We start from the raw sequence: 16,293 nt of genomic DNA, 5'->3' as shown, positions 1-16,293 counted from the left end.
TTACTCGCCAAAGAAATTGAGCTCGAGCAGGACATTGTTTGGGTCTGAAGTGAATATTTGCCTCAGACCCGACGATGGCATGTCGTTGATCTTGTAGTCGGCGCCGCGCGCATCCAGCCGCGATGTCACTTCCTCAAATCCGGTGCAGCGCAGAGCGACATGATGGATCGCGCCAGTCTCTGCTCCGGAATCAACATTCCGATCATACTTGCGCGGGAAATCGACTGAATTGAGATGCAGAATGGCAATCCCGTTCTGATCATACATCCAACGCACCTGATCCGGCTTCATATGTGGCGGACCGTCTCGTTCCTCTAAATCGAGCAAGTCGGCGTAAAAGGTGGCCGTCTCCGACAGACGGTCAGTGATGATGTTCACATGGTCAAGTCGTTCGACAATCATGGCTCTATCCCTAGTCGCGGAAAATCACAGTTCGATTGCCGTTCATGAGCACACGCTCTTCGACAAAGAGCCGCACCGCTTCGGCGAGGACACGGCGTTCGATATCGCGTCCTTTGCGCACCAGATCTCCGGCACTGTCAGCATGAGTAATCCGCTCAACGTCCTGATGGATGATAGGCCCCTCATCAAGATCGCACGTCACGAAATGGGCAGTCGCGCCGATGATCTTGACGCCGCGCTCGTGTGCTTGGTGGTATGGCTTCGCCCCCTTGAAACCAGGCAAAAAGCTGTGATGAATATTGATGCATCGACCGGAAAAGTGCGTCGATTGTTCATCCGAGAAAATCTGCATGTAGCGCGCAAGCACAACGAGCTCGGCATTGGTGTCTTCCGCAATCCGGCGCACTTGCGCTTCCTGATCTGCCTTAGTCTCTCTGGTGACCGGGAGATGATGAAAAGGAATGCCGCTTAGATCGATATCGGTGATCGCGTCTAGCGGATGGTTGGAAATGATCGCGACAGGATCGATACTCAGCTCGCCAGTCCGCCAGCGATACAAAAGATCGACCAGACAATGATCGAATTTGCTCACCATGATAATCGTTCTTCGAGGACGATCCTGTGCCGCGATCTTCCAAACCATTGCGTATTCGGCTGCAAATTTCGTGAAAGCAGCGCGAAGACTATCCGCACTCGTACCAGTCGGATCGAATGCTACGCGCATGAAGAAACGGTCAATCGAACCGGCATCTGACCGATCGTTGAACTGCTGCGCGTCCAGTATATTGCAGCCGCGCTCAAACAAGAATCCCGTGACCCGAGCGGTAATTCCAGGTCGATCTTCGCAGCTGAGGGTAAGGATCAAAGTGCTGGCCATGCTAACGGCCAGTTAGAGCTGCTTCGCATTGCTGCATGAGTTCGGCGATAATGTCAGCGACCGGCTCTTCGGTCTTGACCATGCCGACGCTCTGGCCAGCCATAAGAGAGCCATTTTCCACATCGCCGTCGATCACTGCGCGGCGCAATGCACCGGCCCAGTAGTGCTCGATCTGCAGCTGGGCTTCGCCCATATCGACCTCTTCGCGGTCAAGCAGTCCTGCGACCTCGATCTGTTTTGCGGTAAACTCTTCAGTGCCTTTGTTCTTCAGTGCACGCACCGGGATCACGGGCAGACGAGGATCGACTTGAACGCTTGCTTCGGCGTCGCGTGCTTTGGCGCGGAAGAACGCCTTTTTGAAATTCTCATGAGCAATGCTTTCGGAGGCACAGGCGAACCGAGTGCCAAGCTGAACGCCGCAAGCGCCCATTTCGAGATAGCTTGCAATCGCCTCGCCCCGGCCAATCCCACCGGCAACGAAGACGATATGATCTTTGGCAAGCTCGGGAAGAAATTCTTGCGCCAGAACGCTGGTCGATACAGGCCCGATATGGCCGCCCGCCTCCATACCTTCGATAACCAGCGCGTCGCCGCCGGATCGCAAAAGCTTTTTGGCCAAAGCCAGTGTGGGAGCAAAGACAATTACCTTTGCGCCGAATTCCTTGATCGCCTCAACGCTACCCTTTGGCGGGATCCCGCCAGCCAGCACAACATGAGCAATACCGTGCTTCTTGCAAACCTCGATAAGATCGAAAATCTGCGGATGCATCGTGATCAGATTCACACCGAACGGCTTATCAGTCATGGCCTTGGTCGCGGCGATCTCACCATCGAGCAACTCAGGCGTCATCGCTCCGCAAGCGATCACACCAAATCCACCGGCATTGGAGATTGCCGAAACAAGATTGCGCTCGGAAACCCAACTCATCGCACCACAAAGGATTGCAGTTTCGCAGCCAAGAAAATCGATACCGCGCTGCATCATGGCCGCGCTCTTTGGGAAGCTAGTCATGACGACTGCGATTAGTCTGCTCAGTCGCGATAGGCAATGCGCACTTTGCTCGCCGCCTCTGCCGCCAAATCGCGCGCATCGTCTGTGTCTTCCCCAATAGCGAGCGTCACACCCATTCGCCGATAGGGCCGCGTGACCGGTTTTCCGAAAATGCGGACATCGACATTGGGGCCAAGTCCAAGCGCATCTGAAACGCCTTCAAAACCAAAATCATCGCCGTCCCGGTCAGCCAAAATGACTGCGGAAGCAGCCGGGATCGCTTGCTCATCGCCAAACAAAGGAAGCCCCAGAATGGCGCGGGCATGAAGATCAAATTCTGAGAGGTCTTGGGAGGTTAGCGTCACCATGCCGGTATCATGCGGGCGCGGTGAGAGCTCTGAAAAGATTACATCGTCGCCTCGAACAAAAAATTCAACACCGTAAAGCCCCCAGCCGCGGCCGCCGCCTTGCAACGCCTCCACAACTGTTGTGGCCATATCCTTTGCTTTGCTGAGTGCCCCGGCGCTCATCGCAGCAGGTTGCCAGCTTTCTCGATAGTCGCCGCGTTCTTGTCGGTGGCCAATCGGCGGGCAAAAATTGATCCCATTCTTATGCCGGACCGTCAGCAACGTGATTTCGTAGTTGAAGGCGATGAATTCTTCCACGATCACACGCGCCCTGTCACCGCGCATATTATCGACCGCGTAATTCCAAGCAGCCTCAAGGCCGCCTGCGTCTTCCACTTTGCTTTGGCCTTTGCCGGAAGACGACATGACCGGCTTGATCACGCATGGAAAGCCCGTGTGCTTTGCGCCATCACGCACTTCATCAAGGCTTTCCGCATAGCGATACCGCGAAGTAACCAAGCCAAGCTCTTTCGCAGCGAGATCGCGGATCGCGTCGCGATTCATAGTGAGCTGTGTGGCCCGCGCCGAAGGGACAATGTTGAACCCATCCGCTTCCAGTTCGGCCAGAACTTCGGTGCGAATGGCCTCGACCTCAGGGACAATGTAATCCGGTTGGTGCTTAAGCACAGCAGCGCGGAGAGCATCCCCATCGAGCATCGAAAACACTTCGCGCTTGTCCGCCATCTGCATCGCCGGAGCATCGTCATATGCATCGCAAGCGATCACTCGCGCGCCGAGCCGTTTCGCGGAAATCACAAATTCGCGGCCCAGTTCACCGGAGCCAAGCAGAAGAATCGTTGCAATATGCGCCATGGCGCGGTTGCTTAGCGTGACGCAGCGGCAACTCCAACAGGGCTTACGCTACTTGCCCTATCGTTGCTGGCTCCATGATAACCGCTGTTCCCCCGGTAGCCACATTCGCCAACTTGCATACCACCTCCGGCCCGCGCCATGACCAACGCCAATTCTGCCTGACGCAAAGTCCAATCGACCGTACATTCAAGTCGGGCGAGCCCGGCACTGGCAGAGAGCTTAGGAGCGCGAGAGGAAGCCGGTAGAGCAAGTTCTCCAAATGTCTTGAGGACATCGTTCGCCCAAAGACGGGTAGATGCCGTGCACATTTCTGGGACGACTACCGCCAGCCGTTCATTATCAAGTTGAGCAATCTCGTAATCAGGCAGAGTCATTGCCTCTAGGAACTTGGCAAAGCCCCACATTATTTCATCCGCCGTACGCTGACCGTATTGCATAAATATGGACCGCATCCGATCCACAGCAAACACAACCACATTTTCGGCTCCACCCACTGCAAGCCGTCGGCGCAAGCTTTCACAAAACGCATGCCGATTGGATAACCCCGTTAGAGGGTCAGTGACTGCACGGCTGTGCAGTTCACCTTCCAAAATCCGCTTGTGTTGTACCGAACGAATTAATCCGAGAGCGCCTTGGGCTTCTCCCTGGTCATTATCGATCCGGCGCAGGCTCAGCGCATACCAGCGGCGATAGTCGACCGCGCCAAGATCAAATTCGGTATCCCGCACGGCAACCGGGAATTCAAACCATCCACGCGGCGCCTCTCCAATCATAACCTGCTGCACAAACACTGAAAGCGCAGACCCATCCTCTCCCTCTGCAAGATCGGATACGTGCGGCATCACCAGCATTGCCGAAAGATCATGGCCCAGATGAGCCACATTCTCTGACGCAAATACAATGAAGCCATTGGCATCCAGTCTGACGACTATGTCGCCCGAGACCTCTTCAACCAGACCGTGCAGCACACGGCCCTCCACATCACTCAAACCAAATTTCATGCCGAAATGCCCCCGGCGTTAGCGACCAAACTCGCGCATCTTCATCAATCGTCAAATAACAAATTAGCTAACACTTGACTTATTCAAATTGTGAAACCCCCTATTTTCTCACAATTTCAATATTGTCTGTTAGTTTATTGAATCTTATTGACTAAAAAACGAATCAGCGATGAATTTTGTTTACCATAAAATCCGATTTTTCTACTTTTTCTAATTGTAAAACCCTGAAACAGAATGCTCTAAACCTCGATCATGATGCGAATGCTGCTAGGGTCTGCTCCATAAGCTGTGGCGATACGCAGTCGGGCATCCTCAATTACGCTGCGCCCTTTATCGCCATCACGGCTTTCCGAAAGCTCGTCTATTGAAACGCCTAAGGCCGCAGCGATTGCTTCAATCCGTTCGGGCAGCGGCCTCGCCTTGCCCTTTTCCCAAGCCCAGACCGTTGGCTTACTCACTTCAAGAGAGTCTGCGACATTGGCGAGCGTCAGACCGCGCTCCCGCCGCAATCGATTGAGCCGCACGCCGAAGGGCTCCGAAGGCGGCGATATGAGCGGAGAGCGGCCAGCTGGTTCGTTGTGATCCATCAAGCTCTGCAGCTGCACAGCAGCCAGCGCGCCTTCAGACAGCGCATCGGTAAAGGCGCACCCAAACAGATGCTCACTCTGCCAAACGATTGCTGCATCGACAGGACCAATGTCTGGCAACTCGATGGAAAGCACCTCGCCGACATTCAAAGCCAGATCGGTTTCAAGCAAGAGCCCAACGGCGGAAAGGTTGTGAACTGTGACATTGGCTTCGCCGCCGCTTGGTAGAACCCCGCTGGTTTCCAACTGCATTGCGCGACGAGCATCGCGCCGTTCGTCAAACACGGCTGCGACTGGATCAAGGTGAGCTTTGAGAACCATATTCATGCGACTCCTGAAAAGAGCGCATAAAGTCCGGTTAGCAGTCTTAAACAGATGCTACCGATTATGGTTAATGGCGACCAAACGTCGCTGATAAAGCGACGAGTTGCCCGCTATTAACCGATCAAGCTTCCGCAGGCGCAGGAATTGGATGCGCGATCATCAAATTGCCTTCGAAGATCGGAGCATCAGGGACCGTTTCGCCATCGCCGAAATCGAAGATCCCATCCTCATTCATATCACCGTGCAACATGATAATGAACATATCGCCTGCAGCTGGCACGTCGCCAACATCAATCACTACATCAGTGTTTGCGCCCGCTGGCAGCAGTGTTGCTCCAACATACTCATTCCGCACAGGTGCACCATCGCGAAAGGGGTGCATGACCAACCAACCAGCGCGCTCGATAACCACTTCTGGCACGGTAAAGGTCGAACCTGTACGCGTGATCCCTGCAACGGCGATCGAATTTTCGTCGCCATTGCCAAGCGTAACTTCAGCCGGATCGGGCAAGTCGACCGCTTCGTGTTCAGGCGCTGGTTCTGCGGTGTCAGCTTGCGGCTGGCACGCGGCCACGATAGTCGCGCCGGCCAATACGGTACAAAAGCGTTTCATAATCTCTCCCATCGTTAGGAGGACAATGACGCATTTAGTCGTTGGCATCCAGCCCGTAGGCGGTGTGTAGGACACGCACGGCCAATTCGGTCTCGTCCTCGTCGATCAGCACGCTGACCTTGATTTCGGATGTCGAAATAGCCTGAATGTTGATACCGCGATCTGACAGCGCGCGGAACATTGTGCTGGCGACACCAGCATGACTCTTCATACCGACACCGACAACGCTAATCTTTGCGATATGGCTGTCCGTGATAATCCGGTTAAATCCGATCAGGTCCGCTTTGTCTTCAAGCAAGGCCTGAGCGCGTGCTAGGTCCGCTTGTGGCACGGTAAACGTGACGTCAGTCTCGCCTTTGTCGCGGCCGACGTTTTGAATGATCATATCAACATTGATGCTGGCATCGGCGAGCGGTTCAAAAATATGCGCCACCGCACCTGGCTTATCAGGCACGCGGGTCAGGATGATTTTCGCTTCGTTCTTGTCGTGAGCGATCCCGGTTACAAGCTGGCGTTCCATCAGGCCCTTCTCCACCAATTCATCCATTTCTTCGTCCGACACGATCATCGTCCCGGGCAGTTCATCCGCTGACACGGCGTCATCACCGACAAAGCTGGAAAGCACTTGCAAGCGCACTCCTTCTTTCATCGCGAGGCCGACCGAACGGGTTTGCAGCACTTTTGCACCGACGCTCGCCAGTTCGAGCATCTCTTCATAAGTGACCGCCTTTAGCTTTCGCGCCTTGGCGACGATGCGGGGGTCGGTTGTATAGACTCCGTCGACATCGGTGTAGATGTCGCAGCGATCCGCGCCAACAGCAGCGGCAACAGCAACGGCAGATGTGTCAGAGCCACCCCGCCCCAGCGTTGCAATGCGCCCTTCATCAGATACGCCTTGGAAACCGGGCACTACTGCGACTTCACCGGCTTCCATACTCGCAACCATTTCTGGCGCGTCGATTGTTTCGATCCGCGCTTTCGCGTGCGCTCCGACGGTCTTGACCGGTATTTGCCAGCCGAGCCAGCTGCGGGCTTTACAGCCCAAAGATTGCAGCGTCAGGGACAACAAACCGCTGGTGACTTGCTCACCACTCGCGACGACGGCATCATATTCCGCCGGATCGTAAAGCGCATTTGCTTCGCGACAAAAGTTGATGAGCCGATCAGTTTCGCCAGCCATCGCGCTAACGACGACCGCGACTTCGCTTGAAATGCCGTCTGCATTCTCGGCTGCTTGCGCGCGCACGATGTTGGCCACCCGGCGGATTCGCTCCGTCCCGGCCATCGAGGTGCCACCAAACTTCATCACAATACGTTGTTTGCCCTTGGCCAAAGCCCAAGCTCCCGCTGGTTAGTGCGTCCGCGCGCTGTTAAGGAGCCTCAATGGGAAACGCAAACGTATCAAATGTTACTATCCGTCCGGAAGAGGCAGAATTCTTCTCTGGTTTGGCTCGCGACTGGTGGAATCCCAAAGGCAAGATGGCCTCTTTGCATCAGGTGAACCCAGTGAGGATGGAGTTCATCCGCGCCGCTATTGATGACCACTGGGGCGGCGATTCGCGCTCAATCAAGGCGCTATCCGGAAAGACAGCGCTCGATATCGGTTGCGGTGCCGGGCTGGTTTGCGAACCGCTTGCTCGGCTAGGCGCGGATGTAACCGGTGTCGATGCATCGGCAGAAAACGTCTCCGTCGCCGCGACGCATGCAGAGGCAAGCGGTTTGGATATCCGGTACATGGCTGGCGAAGTCGGTGGCCTTGATATCGGCCAATTCGATCTGGTCACATGCCTTGAAGTGATAGAGCACGTCGCAGACAAGCGCGCGTTTCTGGCTGATGTTGCCGCCCGCCTCGCGCCCGGCGCTCTTCTTGTCATGTCGACTCCCAACAAAACGGCTGCCAGCCGAGTACTTTTGGTCGGTGCAGCCGAAGCGGTTGGTTATGTCCCCAAAGGCACGCATCATTGGAGTGATTTTATCACGCCGGAAGAGTTTGAAGACCTGCTCACAGATGTCGGACTAGAAGTCACTCAGCGTCGCGGCATTGCCTACGGCATCGGAAAAGGCCTCCACCTGTCGGACAATGAAGCACTGAACTACATTCTAAGCGCACGGCGCAAGGATTAGAGTATGCGGCTCGCCTGCTCAGGGGTCGGCACCCAGCACGTCTCGCGCTTGCCGAATATCCGGTACCGATTTCGCGCAATGAGATGATAAAGCGGATCGCGCAGCGCACGCGGGATAAGACGACCGACACTAGCAATACGCCAGGGCCAGCCCATCTGGTCATAAATGCGAATGACAGCATCGCTGTCGCGCCAAATCCGGCCATCGTCAAACACAACCAGGCTCATGGGATCGGACGGATCAAGCCCCGCGCGGCGCATCAAATCAGCGCCAACGCTATCCTGCATCGCCGCGAGATGAAAAACGCGGTTGCGATCAAATTTGAGCACAAATTGTGCGTTAGCCGAACATAGAACGCACATGCCATCAAACACTATCACCGGAACGTCCGGGATGGGGTGCTCCTGATCGACTTCGGCTTTGCTCATTCGCCCTTTAGCTCGACAAATTCACGAACATTGTCCGTGAAAAAACCATCGGCTCCGCTAGCAATGGCCTTCGTCCAAATCTCTTCGAACTTGCCATTGGCTGAAGGACCGCCTTCGTTTTGAAGTGCAGCGGGAAGAAAACCGTTTTCTTTGCGCAGGGTCCAAGGATGAACCTTTAGGCCAAGAGCATGAGCGTCCGAGACGAAGGTGGTTTCATTCATAGTCGCCGGATCAAGGACGTAGCCAAGCCAAGGACCAACGCCGTCCGCATACAAAGCAATTTCAGATAGGCCGGTCGCGCTCACCATTTCCGAATATCGCATATCCGGCTCGTCAGCTGGCCCGCCTTCGGGATGAAGCAGTTGCACGAGCTTGTAATCGCTGCGTTTGTTTAGACGCTGAAGCACGCCAACCTCAAAGCTTTGGATATAGATCGGATCGTCGGCATCAAGATCGAGGTTGCGCAGTTCGATGAGCACAAGATCAACAATGTCGATGCCCGCATCTTCCAGCAAAAAGGTAGGATGCTTTAATTCCGGATAGAGACCAATCCGGCGCCCGGTCTCCTCCTCTTTCGCACGAACGAGCTGAACGATCTCAGCGAACGTCGGAACCTGATACAAGCCATCATAACGCGTGTTATCGGGCCGCGAGCCCGGCACACGCTCCTTCGCGCGGAGCGTGCGTAATTCCTCGAGAGTGAAATCCTCTGCGAACCAGCCTGCGACGCGCTGTCCATCAATAGTCTTGTCGCGGCGGCGATCTTCAAACTCCTCACGGCTGGCGACATCCGTTGTCCCCGACAGTTCATTCTCGTGCCTTGAAACCAGGACGAGATCTTTGGTCACAACCAAATCGGGTTCGATGTAATCCGCGCCAAGCTCGATCGCGAGCTCATATGCCGCGAGCGTGTGTTCGGGCCTTTCGCCGCTTGCGCCGCGATGCGCAATAACAAGCAGATCATCAGCGGCCATAACAGTTCCCGGAAGTGTGAGAGCAAACGCGCATGCGCTTAGGACAATACTGCGGACCATTCGTCTTCCTTAAAACCCACAAGAACGCCTTGCGGATGCTCGACCACTGGCCGTTTGATCATTGAAGTGTGCTGAACCAAAAGCGCTACGGCTTTATTACCGTCTTCAGCATCCGCTTTTTCGGCATCGGATAATTTGCGGTAAGTCGTGCCGCGCTTGTTCAGAATGACTTCGACGCCCTTTTCATCGATCCATCCTTTGAGTTTGGATGCCTCGGCGCCTTCTTTCTTGTAGTCATGGAATGCGTAGTCGATGCCGTTCGCATCGAGCCACTTCCGCGCTTTTTTGACAGTGTCGCAATTGGGAATGCCGTAAAGTTGGATCACGTCTTGAACCCTTTGATCTGGTCTTAAAACCGTTTGCTAAGATGAGCATCTGCGATTGCAACCGCCAACGCATCAGCTGCATCAGCGCCTGCGATATCGGCTCCAGGTAGTAGGACTTTGAGCATGGCCTGCACTTGCGCTTTGTCAGCCGCACCAGTTCCAACCGCCGCCTTTTTTACCAATCGAGCGGAATGCTCGTTCACAGTCAAACCAGCCGCTCCGCAACCCGCAAGCACAACTCCACGAGCCTGCGCGAGTTTCAGTGTGGATTGCGGGTTCTTGTTGACGAAAACTTCTTCACAAGCGGCTCTATCTGGTGAATTCGCGCCTATCACCGCGCATACCGCGTCGTGAATATGGTGCAAACGATCCGCCATAGGCGCTTTGGCATCGGTCTTAATCTGCCCATTCGCAATGTGAGTGATGCGGGAACCTTCGCTGCGGATCAGGCCCCAACCCGTGCAGGAAAGCGAAGGATCAAGACCTAGGATAATCATAAACCGATCCTAAACCCCAATCGCCAAACGGCCGCGGTCAGAAACGCGAGGCCTAGAGCAGCCGCAAACAGCCACTCGCGCCAGCTCACGCGTCCAGTTTTTCCATCACTTCGTCGCTGATCTCGTAGTTGCCCCACACCGTCTGCACATCGTCATCGTCATCAAGGACGTCGATAAGCTTGAGAAGAGTGCCTGCGCCTTTCTCATCCATTTCAACAGTGATGTTGGGCTTCCATGCGAGCTTCACATTGGACGCTTCGCCAAGCGACTTTTCGAGATCGCCAGCGACTTGATGAAGATCGTCAGCTGCGGTCCAGATTGTGTGGCCGTCTTCGGAGCTTTCAATATCCTCTGCACCGGCTTCCATCGCCGCCTCAAGGACTGTGTCTTCATCACCAGCCTCAGCCGAGTATTCGATCAAGCCAAGCCTTTCAAAACCGTGCTGAACCGATCCTTCGGTGCCGAGATTGCCGCCATGTTTGCTAAATGCGGTGCGCACAGCTGTGGCCGTGCGATTGCGGTTGTCCGTCAGCGTTTCAACGATGATTGCACTGCCGCCCGGGCCATAGCCTTCATAGCGAACTTCTTCGTAATTTTCGTCATCACCTGCGCTAGCCTTGTCGATAGCGCGCTGGATGTTGTCCTTTGGCATGGACTGCCCTTTGGCAGTGTTCACCGCGAGCCGGAGGCGCGGATTCATGTCCGGGTCGGGCGTGCCCATTTTCGCTGCGACAGTAATTTCGCGCGATAGCTTCGAAAAGAGGTTCGAACGCTTTTTATCCTGCGCACCTTTACGATGCATGATGTTCTTAAATTTGGAATGGCCTGCCATGGGAACTCTTTGTAAGCCGTTATGGAATATAGCGGTGTTGAATCAACAGGGGCCCATTAACCGCATGACAGGTGAAATCACAAGTCCAACCTCAGCATCAGGCACACAGGTTGTCAGTGCGGATTCCGCACGTGAGGAATGGCGCGCCTTTCTCAGCTTTCTAAAACGTCCCCATCTGCCCGATCAAACCGCGCGATCTGGCAATGGCCTGCATGCCACCCTGCGCATGCTCAGCCTCGATCTGATCTTTCTGCTGCTCTTCATTTCCACGTTGTTGGTCTTGGTGGCCATCGGAATCGAGCTGCCCGAAAACCTGAACAGTTCGCTCGAAATGAACGTAGGCACGGTAATACTGGTCGTGATCGCCGCGCCTTTGATCGAAGAGCTAATCTTCCGCAGTTGGCTATCCGGTCGGCCGCGCTATCTCATCGTGATTCCGATAATGCTTATAGCGGGGACGGTAGCAGGGGTGATGGGAGTCACGCGTACGGGTGAAGCCGCCGAAATTGGTGTCGGCCTCGCAGTGGTGGGCGGGGTCCTAGCCTCAACGATTGCGATGATCGTGCTGTGGAAGCGAACGTCCCCCGGATGGTTCAAGACGATTTTCCCCGTCGCCTTCTGGATCAGCAGCGTTGCGTTCGCACTGGTCCACTTTGCAAACTACACCGAAGGATCATTTCTGGTCCTATTGCCACTCGTCCTGCCGCAATTCGTGCTGGGTTCCATCGCCGCTTATCTGCGGGTGCATTATGGTTTTTGGACCGCTATTGCGCTGCACGCCATCCATAACGGGATAGCGATTGGCGTCGCGTTTCTGGCTATGGCAGCGGAAAACGGCGGTTAAACTCGCACTGCAGTCCCGCTTGCCGAAACCATAAGCATCGAACCGTTAGCGCCGATCACTTCGTAATCTAGGTCAATCCCGACAACCGCATTGCCACCGCGACTGGCCGCTTCGGCTTGCAATTCTTCGATTGCCTGATTGCGGGCATCCGCCAGAATGCGCTCGTAACTGCCCGATCGACCGCCAACGATGTCGCGAACACTGGCGAATAAATCGCGGAACACGTTCGCGCCAACGATCACCTCGCCCGTGATAACACCGAGATATTCCTGAATCGGCATGCCTTCGAGCGTCGGTGTGGTGCTAACAATTACTCCACGTGAATCTTTCCAAGGTCCGGCCATCAATTTTCTCCCTATATTACTGTATTATCAACATAATACACAGAAAGAAAATTTCAATATGAATCGACGTTAGCCCATGCCAAGTGCAGCCTTGTAGGTCTCAAGAATGATCTCTTGTTCGCTACGATCGTCGGGTTTCATTTTGCGCAGACGCACGATCTGGCGCATAATCTTGGCATCATAACCGACTGCTTTTGCTTCGGCATAAACATCGCGAATATCATCAGCGATGCCTTTCTTCTCTTCTTCGAGGCGTTCGATGCGCTCAATCAGCAGGCGCAGGCGATCATCGGTGGCTTCAGCCATTGTATTCAATCTCCGGTGAATTGAGAATCAGTTGGGCACCGGATACGCGCAGCAGCGGGACTGCGAAAGGGTGCAATCCACATTGATCGAAGATTATAGGAGGCCAGCCTTATTCTTTGCCAAACTGGCCTCCATCGCCTCAATCTGCGCTTGGGTTGCTGGCGATTGCTTCGTTGATTTCCATTTATCCGCAGGCATTCCGTGAATCAGTTCTCTCGCCGCAGATTTGTCGCCATCGAACCCCCCGTCACGAATCCAGTCCGCGAGACAGTTCCGACAAAACCCTGCGAGCCCCATCAATTCAATGTTCTGCGCATCGTGGCGATGCCGAAGATGACGGACCAACCGGCGGAAAGCCGCTGCGGCGACAGCATCGTCCAATTCTTCGAGTGGATCGGATGCATTCGTATCCGCAATATCACTTTGCATAAGACTATCCCTTGAGTTGCAATAGTTCCGTGTCATAGCATCACAGCAAAGAGGGACACGGGATCAATGACGAAAAGCGATCATACACGGATCGACCCCCGCGGGCGCAAGGTCAAAATTCTGGCTACGATCGGCCCTGCGAGCCGATCTCCAGAAATGCTGCGAAGGTTGTTCAAGGCTGGTGCCGATGCGTTCCGCGTAAACATGAGCCACGGCGATCACGCCGATCATGAAAAAGCGATCACCGCTATCCGGGCGTTGGAAAAGGAATTTTTCCGCCCCATTGCTATTCTTGCTGATCTTCAAGGTCCAAAATTGCGTGTCGGGACTTTCAAGGATGGCAAAGCGGTCATCAAACACTCGGCGCATTTCACACTCGATCGTGATCCAACACCAGGCGATGAAAACCGCGTATGCCTGCCCCACCCTGAGCTTTTTGGTATCATGGAGCGCGGACAGCGTTTGCTGATCAATGACGGAAAGATCCGTTTGAAAGTCAAAGAGGCCGATGAGAACCGCATTTTCTGCACGGCAGAAGTAGGTGGGGTCATTTCGGATCGTAAGGGCGTCAATGTGCCCGATGCCGAGGTCCCTATTCCCGCATTGACAGAAAAAGATCGCAAAGACTTGGCCTTCGCGGTCGAGCATGGCGCAGACTGGATTGCACTCAGCTTCGTTCAGCGTCCGGATGATATGGCGGAAGCGCGCAAGCTCGTAACCGCTCATGGCGGGAAATCGGTTGCATTGTGCGCCAAGATTGAAAAGCCGATGGCGGTCAATCGTCTAAGCGAAATCATCGAAATGTCAGATGGCATCATGGTTGCGCGCGGTGATCTGGGGGTTGAACTGGAACCACATGAAGTTCCCCCGCTCCAAAAGAAGATCGTCAACGCATCACGCCGTGCAGGTAAGCCGGTGATCGTCGCGACACAGATGCTTGAATCGATGATCGAAAGCCCGATGCCGACCCGAGCTGAAGTCTCCGACGTGGCCAATGCGGTCTATGACGGGGCCGATGCGGTCATGCTTTCGGCGGAGAGTGCAGCGGGTGATTGGCCGCAAGAATCCGTTGCGATGATGCACAGCATTGCGCGCCAGGTCGAAGGCGACGAGGATTATTTGAAACGCGTGCGTTTCCTTGAAACGCCGCCGGATTCGACGACTTCTGACGCGCTAGCGCATAGCTGTATGACAATTGCAGACACCGTCTCGATTAGCGCAATCACAGTATTTACCGATTCCGGTTCAACCGCACGACGAGTAGCCAGAGAGCGACCTGACACTCCTGTACTCGTATTGACCCCGTCGATGCGCACTGCACGCCGCGTAGCATTGCTTTGGGGTACACACGCAGTCGCCACGAAGGATATTGGCAGCTTTGAAGAGATGATTGCAAAGGGCAAACGGATGGCGCTGCGTCACGGTTTTGGCAAAGCTGGATCAAAGCAAATTGTGCTTGCAGGCGTGCCGTTTGGAACACCCGGCTCCACCAATTTGCTCCATATCGTCACTCTGTCAGGCAACGAGTTGGACGAGCACGAGACTTAGGGCCAGTCGTACCCTACGCGCTGCAGTGCTTTAACCAGCTCTGGCACCTCGCTGACTGGCGTATGCCATACTTGGAAAACGCCATCATCCCCGGGTCTAGCATACCTGCTTGAGGTGAAGACAATATGCCGCCCGTCCGGCGTCAGACGTGCGGCAAATTCCTCTGCTGAAGAATTCACAGGAGTGCCAAGATTGCGGGGCTCGCTCCATTGGCCGGCTTCGAGTGTCGAGACAAAGATGTCTCCCCCGCCCTCGCCGCCGCGATCGCCATAACTCAAAAGCATCAGTCGCCCTTCAGGGTGCACCCAACCGAGCGCGTCATTCCCTTCGGTGTTGATCGGAGCTGATAACGGGCGCGCTTTCATAAACCCGCCGTTCCCATCAGCCTTCGCTAGGTAAACGTCACGGCGACCGACACCGTCGAGACGCTCGGTCCAGAAGTACAAATCGCCCGCCTTGGTCAGACTTGGCCCGGTTTCGTTGTGCACGAAACGTAGCGTACGAACCTTTCCTCCTCGAATGCGATTGATATCAGGATCATCGATTGGCTGCGGGATCGCCTTGGGATCGCCTAAGTTCAGGCGATAGAGATCGAAGTCGACATCAACGTTTGCGCCTCTATGGCGCGGGCGGTCGGTCGCCCATGAGAATAACAATTCCTTGCCGTCCGGGGAAAAGCTCGGCCATTCGACCCGGTCACCGCGTGTTTGGGCAACAAATTCAGGCTCACTCCAGCCAGTGTCCGTTCGGTTTGAACGCATGAGCTCTTGCGGACACTGCCAAATCCGTTTGCATCGAGCTTGCGGAAAATAGATCACCTCGCCATCGGCGCTGAACGTTGGGCTAAAGGTAATTCTGCCAGCTTGCTTCAAATCGGTAGGCGCAAACAACTGAGGTCCAGCATACGTCGAAGGTACAACTTGCGGATTGTCTGCCTCCAACCCGAGCATTCCTGCGAAAACTGTCCAGACCCATGCCAACATATACACTCTCCTTGTTGACCAAAGAGATAGGCGGTTAGCACGATCAGATGCGCTCTTTTTCGCTTGCTTGATGATCGATTTCGGTCAAATTATCTATGAAATGATTGGAAATGCTCACTTAACCTTGGATGCGACAGATCGACGGATCTTACGCGAAGTGCAGACAAACCTTCGGCGCAGTCCAGACGAAATCGCTGCAGCGGCAGGCGTATCAGTATCAAGCTATCGGCGGCGCCTGAAAAGACTGAGAGCTAGCGGCGTGATCCTGAAAGAGGTGGCGATCGTCGAACCCGCTATTGATGGTATCGAGATCATCGTACTTGTCACAATGATTGAAGAGCATTCTGACGGCTATGACCGCTTGGCACGCCGCGCTCGGCGATCACCAGAGGTGACGCAGTGTTATTCCGTGACTGGTGAGGCCGACTTGATACTTCACGTCCACATGCCAGACATGCGAACTTTTGAGAGTTGGATTCGGGAAAATGTAATCGGTGATGCCGCGGTGAAGAGATGCACGTCTCATGTCGTCTATTCGCGAATGAAGTTTGAAACCGCAATCACGATCTAGCGCGGTCATCAG

21 protein-coding genes are annotated in these 16,293 nt (G+C 54.7%); 4 read left to right on the top strand and 17 right to left on the bottom strand.

Annotation, left to right across the window (positions count from 1 at the left end; genetic code table 11):
* The 8 genes from MWU39_RS00710 to MWU39_RS00675 all read right to left on the bottom strand — a co-directional run bounded on the left by MWU39_RS00710 (position 1) and on the right by MWU39_RS00675 (position 7,321).
* A complete protein-coding gene (locus MWU39_RS00710) occupies positions 1-402 on the bottom strand; it encodes a VOC family protein (RefSeq protein ID WP_247158062.1) in 402 nt (133 codons plus the stop codon).
* Positions 403-412: 10 nt separating this feature from the next.
* A complete protein-coding gene (gene purU, locus MWU39_RS00705) occupies positions 413-1,279 on the bottom strand; it encodes a formyltetrahydrofolate deformylase (RefSeq protein WP_247158061.1) in 867 nt (288 codons plus the stop codon).
* A 1-nt stretch (position 1,280) separates the two neighbouring features.
* The gene (locus MWU39_RS00700; RefSeq protein ID WP_247158060.1) at positions 1,281-2,291 is read right to left on the bottom strand and encodes a nitronate monooxygenase; all 1,011 of its coding nucleotides are present in this window, start codon (positions 2,289-2,291) and stop codon (positions 1,281-1,283) included.
* Between the two features lie 20 nt (positions 2,292-2,311).
* A complete protein-coding gene (gene purT / locus MWU39_RS00695; RefSeq protein WP_247158059.1) occupies positions 2,312-3,490 on the bottom strand; it encodes a formate-dependent phosphoribosylglycinamide formyltransferase in 1,179 nt (392 codons plus the stop codon).
* An 11-nt stretch (positions 3,491-3,501) separates the two neighbouring features.
* The gene (locus MWU39_RS00690) at positions 3,502-4,491 is read right to left on the bottom strand and encodes a diguanylate cyclase (RefSeq protein WP_247158058.1); all 990 of its coding nucleotides are present in this window, start codon (positions 4,489-4,491) and stop codon (positions 3,502-3,504) included.
* A 239-nt stretch (positions 4,492-4,730) separates the two neighbouring features.
* On the bottom strand, positions 4,731-5,405 hold the full coding sequence (locus MWU39_RS00685) for a helix-turn-helix domain-containing protein (RefSeq protein ID WP_247158057.1): 675 nt from the start codon (positions 5,403-5,405) through the stop codon (positions 4,731-4,733).
* Positions 5,406-5,523: 118 nt separating this feature from the next.
* A complete protein-coding gene (locus MWU39_RS00680) occupies positions 5,524-6,015 on the bottom strand; it encodes a hypothetical protein (protein WP_247158056.1) in 492 nt (163 codons plus the stop codon).
* 34 nt (positions 6,016-6,049) lie between these two features.
* The gene (locus tag MWU39_RS00675) at positions 6,050-7,321 is read right to left on the bottom strand and encodes an aspartate kinase (protein WP_247160271.1); all 1,272 of its coding nucleotides are present in this window, start codon (positions 7,319-7,321) and stop codon (positions 6,050-6,052) included.
* Positions 7,322-7,398: 77 nt separating this feature from the next.
* Here MWU39_RS00675 and ubiG point away from each other — a divergent pair, with 77 nt between their 5' ends.
* The gene (gene ubiG / locus MWU39_RS00670) at positions 7,399-8,139 is read left to right on the top strand and encodes a bifunctional 2-polyprenyl-6-hydroxyphenol methylase/3-demethylubiquinol 3-O-methyltransferase UbiG (RefSeq protein WP_247158055.1); all 741 of its coding nucleotides are present in this window, start codon (positions 7,399-7,401) and stop codon (positions 8,137-8,139) included.
* Here ubiG and MWU39_RS00665 read toward each other — a convergent pair.
* From MWU39_RS00665 to MWU39_RS00645, 5 genes are all read right to left on the bottom strand, one after another.
* Entirely contained in the window at positions 8,136-8,567 is a 432-nt protein-coding gene (locus MWU39_RS00665; protein WP_247158054.1) for a thiol-disulfide oxidoreductase DCC family protein, read from the bottom strand. The two genes, ubiG and MWU39_RS00665, sit on opposite strands and share 4 nt — an antisense overlap.
* Positions 8,564-9,541 (bottom strand): glycerophosphodiester phosphodiesterase family protein, encoded by a 978-nt coding sequence (locus tag MWU39_RS00660; protein ID WP_247160270.1) that lies wholly within the window; start codon positions 9,539-9,541, stop codon positions 8,564-8,566. The genes MWU39_RS00665 and MWU39_RS00660 overlap by 4 nt, the downstream gene beginning before the upstream one ends.
* Positions 9,542-9,579: 38 nt before the next feature.
* Positions 9,580-9,927, bottom strand: a complete 348-nt coding sequence (locus MWU39_RS00655; protein WP_247158053.1) for an ArsC family reductase — start codon at positions 9,925-9,927, stop codon at positions 9,580-9,582.
* 23 nt (positions 9,928-9,950) lie between these two features.
* Positions 9,951-10,424, bottom strand: a complete 474-nt coding sequence (gene ruvC / locus MWU39_RS00650) for a crossover junction endodeoxyribonuclease RuvC (RefSeq protein WP_247158052.1) — start codon at positions 10,422-10,424, stop codon at positions 9,951-9,953.
* Positions 10,425-10,509: 85 nt separating this feature from the next.
* Positions 10,510-11,256, bottom strand: a complete 747-nt coding sequence (locus MWU39_RS00645) for a YebC/PmpR family DNA-binding transcriptional regulator (protein ID WP_247158051.1) — start codon at positions 11,254-11,256, stop codon at positions 10,510-10,512.
* A 64-nt stretch (positions 11,257-11,320) separates the two neighbouring features.
* Here MWU39_RS00645 and MWU39_RS00640 point away from each other — a divergent pair, with 64 nt between their 5' ends.
* Positions 11,321-12,100 carry a CPBP family intramembrane glutamic endopeptidase gene (locus MWU39_RS00640; RefSeq protein WP_247158050.1) on the top strand — a complete coding sequence of 260 codons (780 nt, stop codon included), beginning with the start codon at positions 11,321-11,323 and terminating at the stop codon, positions 12,098-12,100.
* On the opposite strand, the gene MWU39_RS00635 is transcribed toward MWU39_RS00640, so the two are convergent.
* The 3 genes from MWU39_RS00635 to MWU39_RS00625 form a co-directional block, all read right to left on the bottom strand.
* The gene (locus MWU39_RS00635; protein ID WP_247158049.1) at positions 12,097-12,444 is read right to left on the bottom strand and encodes a heavy metal-binding domain-containing protein; all 348 of its coding nucleotides are present in this window, start codon (positions 12,442-12,444) and stop codon (positions 12,097-12,099) included. The two genes, MWU39_RS00640 and MWU39_RS00635, sit on opposite strands and share 4 nt — an antisense overlap.
* Before the next feature lie 69 nt (positions 12,445-12,513).
* The gene (locus tag MWU39_RS00630; protein WP_142787856.1) at positions 12,514-12,750 is read right to left on the bottom strand and encodes a DUF2312 domain-containing protein; all 237 of its coding nucleotides are present in this window, start codon (positions 12,748-12,750) and stop codon (positions 12,514-12,516) included.
* A gap of 93 nt (positions 12,751-12,843) precedes the next feature.
* Entirely contained in the window at positions 12,844-13,179 is a 336-nt protein-coding gene (locus tag MWU39_RS00625) for a DUF1244 domain-containing protein (protein WP_247158048.1), read from the bottom strand.
* Between the two features lie 66 nt (positions 13,180-13,245).
* Between MWU39_RS00625 and pyk the strand changes: the two genes are divergently transcribed.
* Positions 13,246-14,727, top strand: a complete 1,482-nt coding sequence (gene pyk, locus MWU39_RS00620) for a pyruvate kinase (RefSeq protein WP_247158047.1) — start codon at positions 13,246-13,248, stop codon at positions 14,725-14,727.
* Here pyk and MWU39_RS00615 read toward each other — a convergent pair.
* Positions 14,724-15,710: a hypothetical protein gene (locus MWU39_RS00615; protein ID WP_247158046.1), complete on the bottom strand. Its 987-nt coding sequence runs from the start codon at positions 15,708-15,710 to the stop codon at positions 14,724-14,726. The genes pyk and MWU39_RS00615 overlap by 4 nt on opposite strands.
* Before the next feature lie 70 nt (positions 15,711-15,780).
* Between MWU39_RS00615 and MWU39_RS00610 the strand changes: the two genes are divergently transcribed.
* Positions 15,781-16,281 carry an Lrp/AsnC family transcriptional regulator gene (locus tag MWU39_RS00610; protein WP_247158045.1) on the top strand — a complete coding sequence of 167 codons (501 nt, stop codon included), beginning with the start codon at positions 15,781-15,783 and terminating at the stop codon, positions 16,279-16,281.
* Positions 16,282-16,293 lie beyond the last annotated feature (12 nt).

It is taken from the genome of Erythrobacter sp. F6033, from assembly GCF_023016005.1.
GTDB lineage: Bacteria > Pseudomonadota > Alphaproteobacteria > Sphingomonadales > Sphingomonadaceae > Erythrobacter.
The sequence above is the reverse complement of the archived record's forward strand: the minus strand, read 5'-3'. Positions and strand labels throughout refer to the sequence as shown.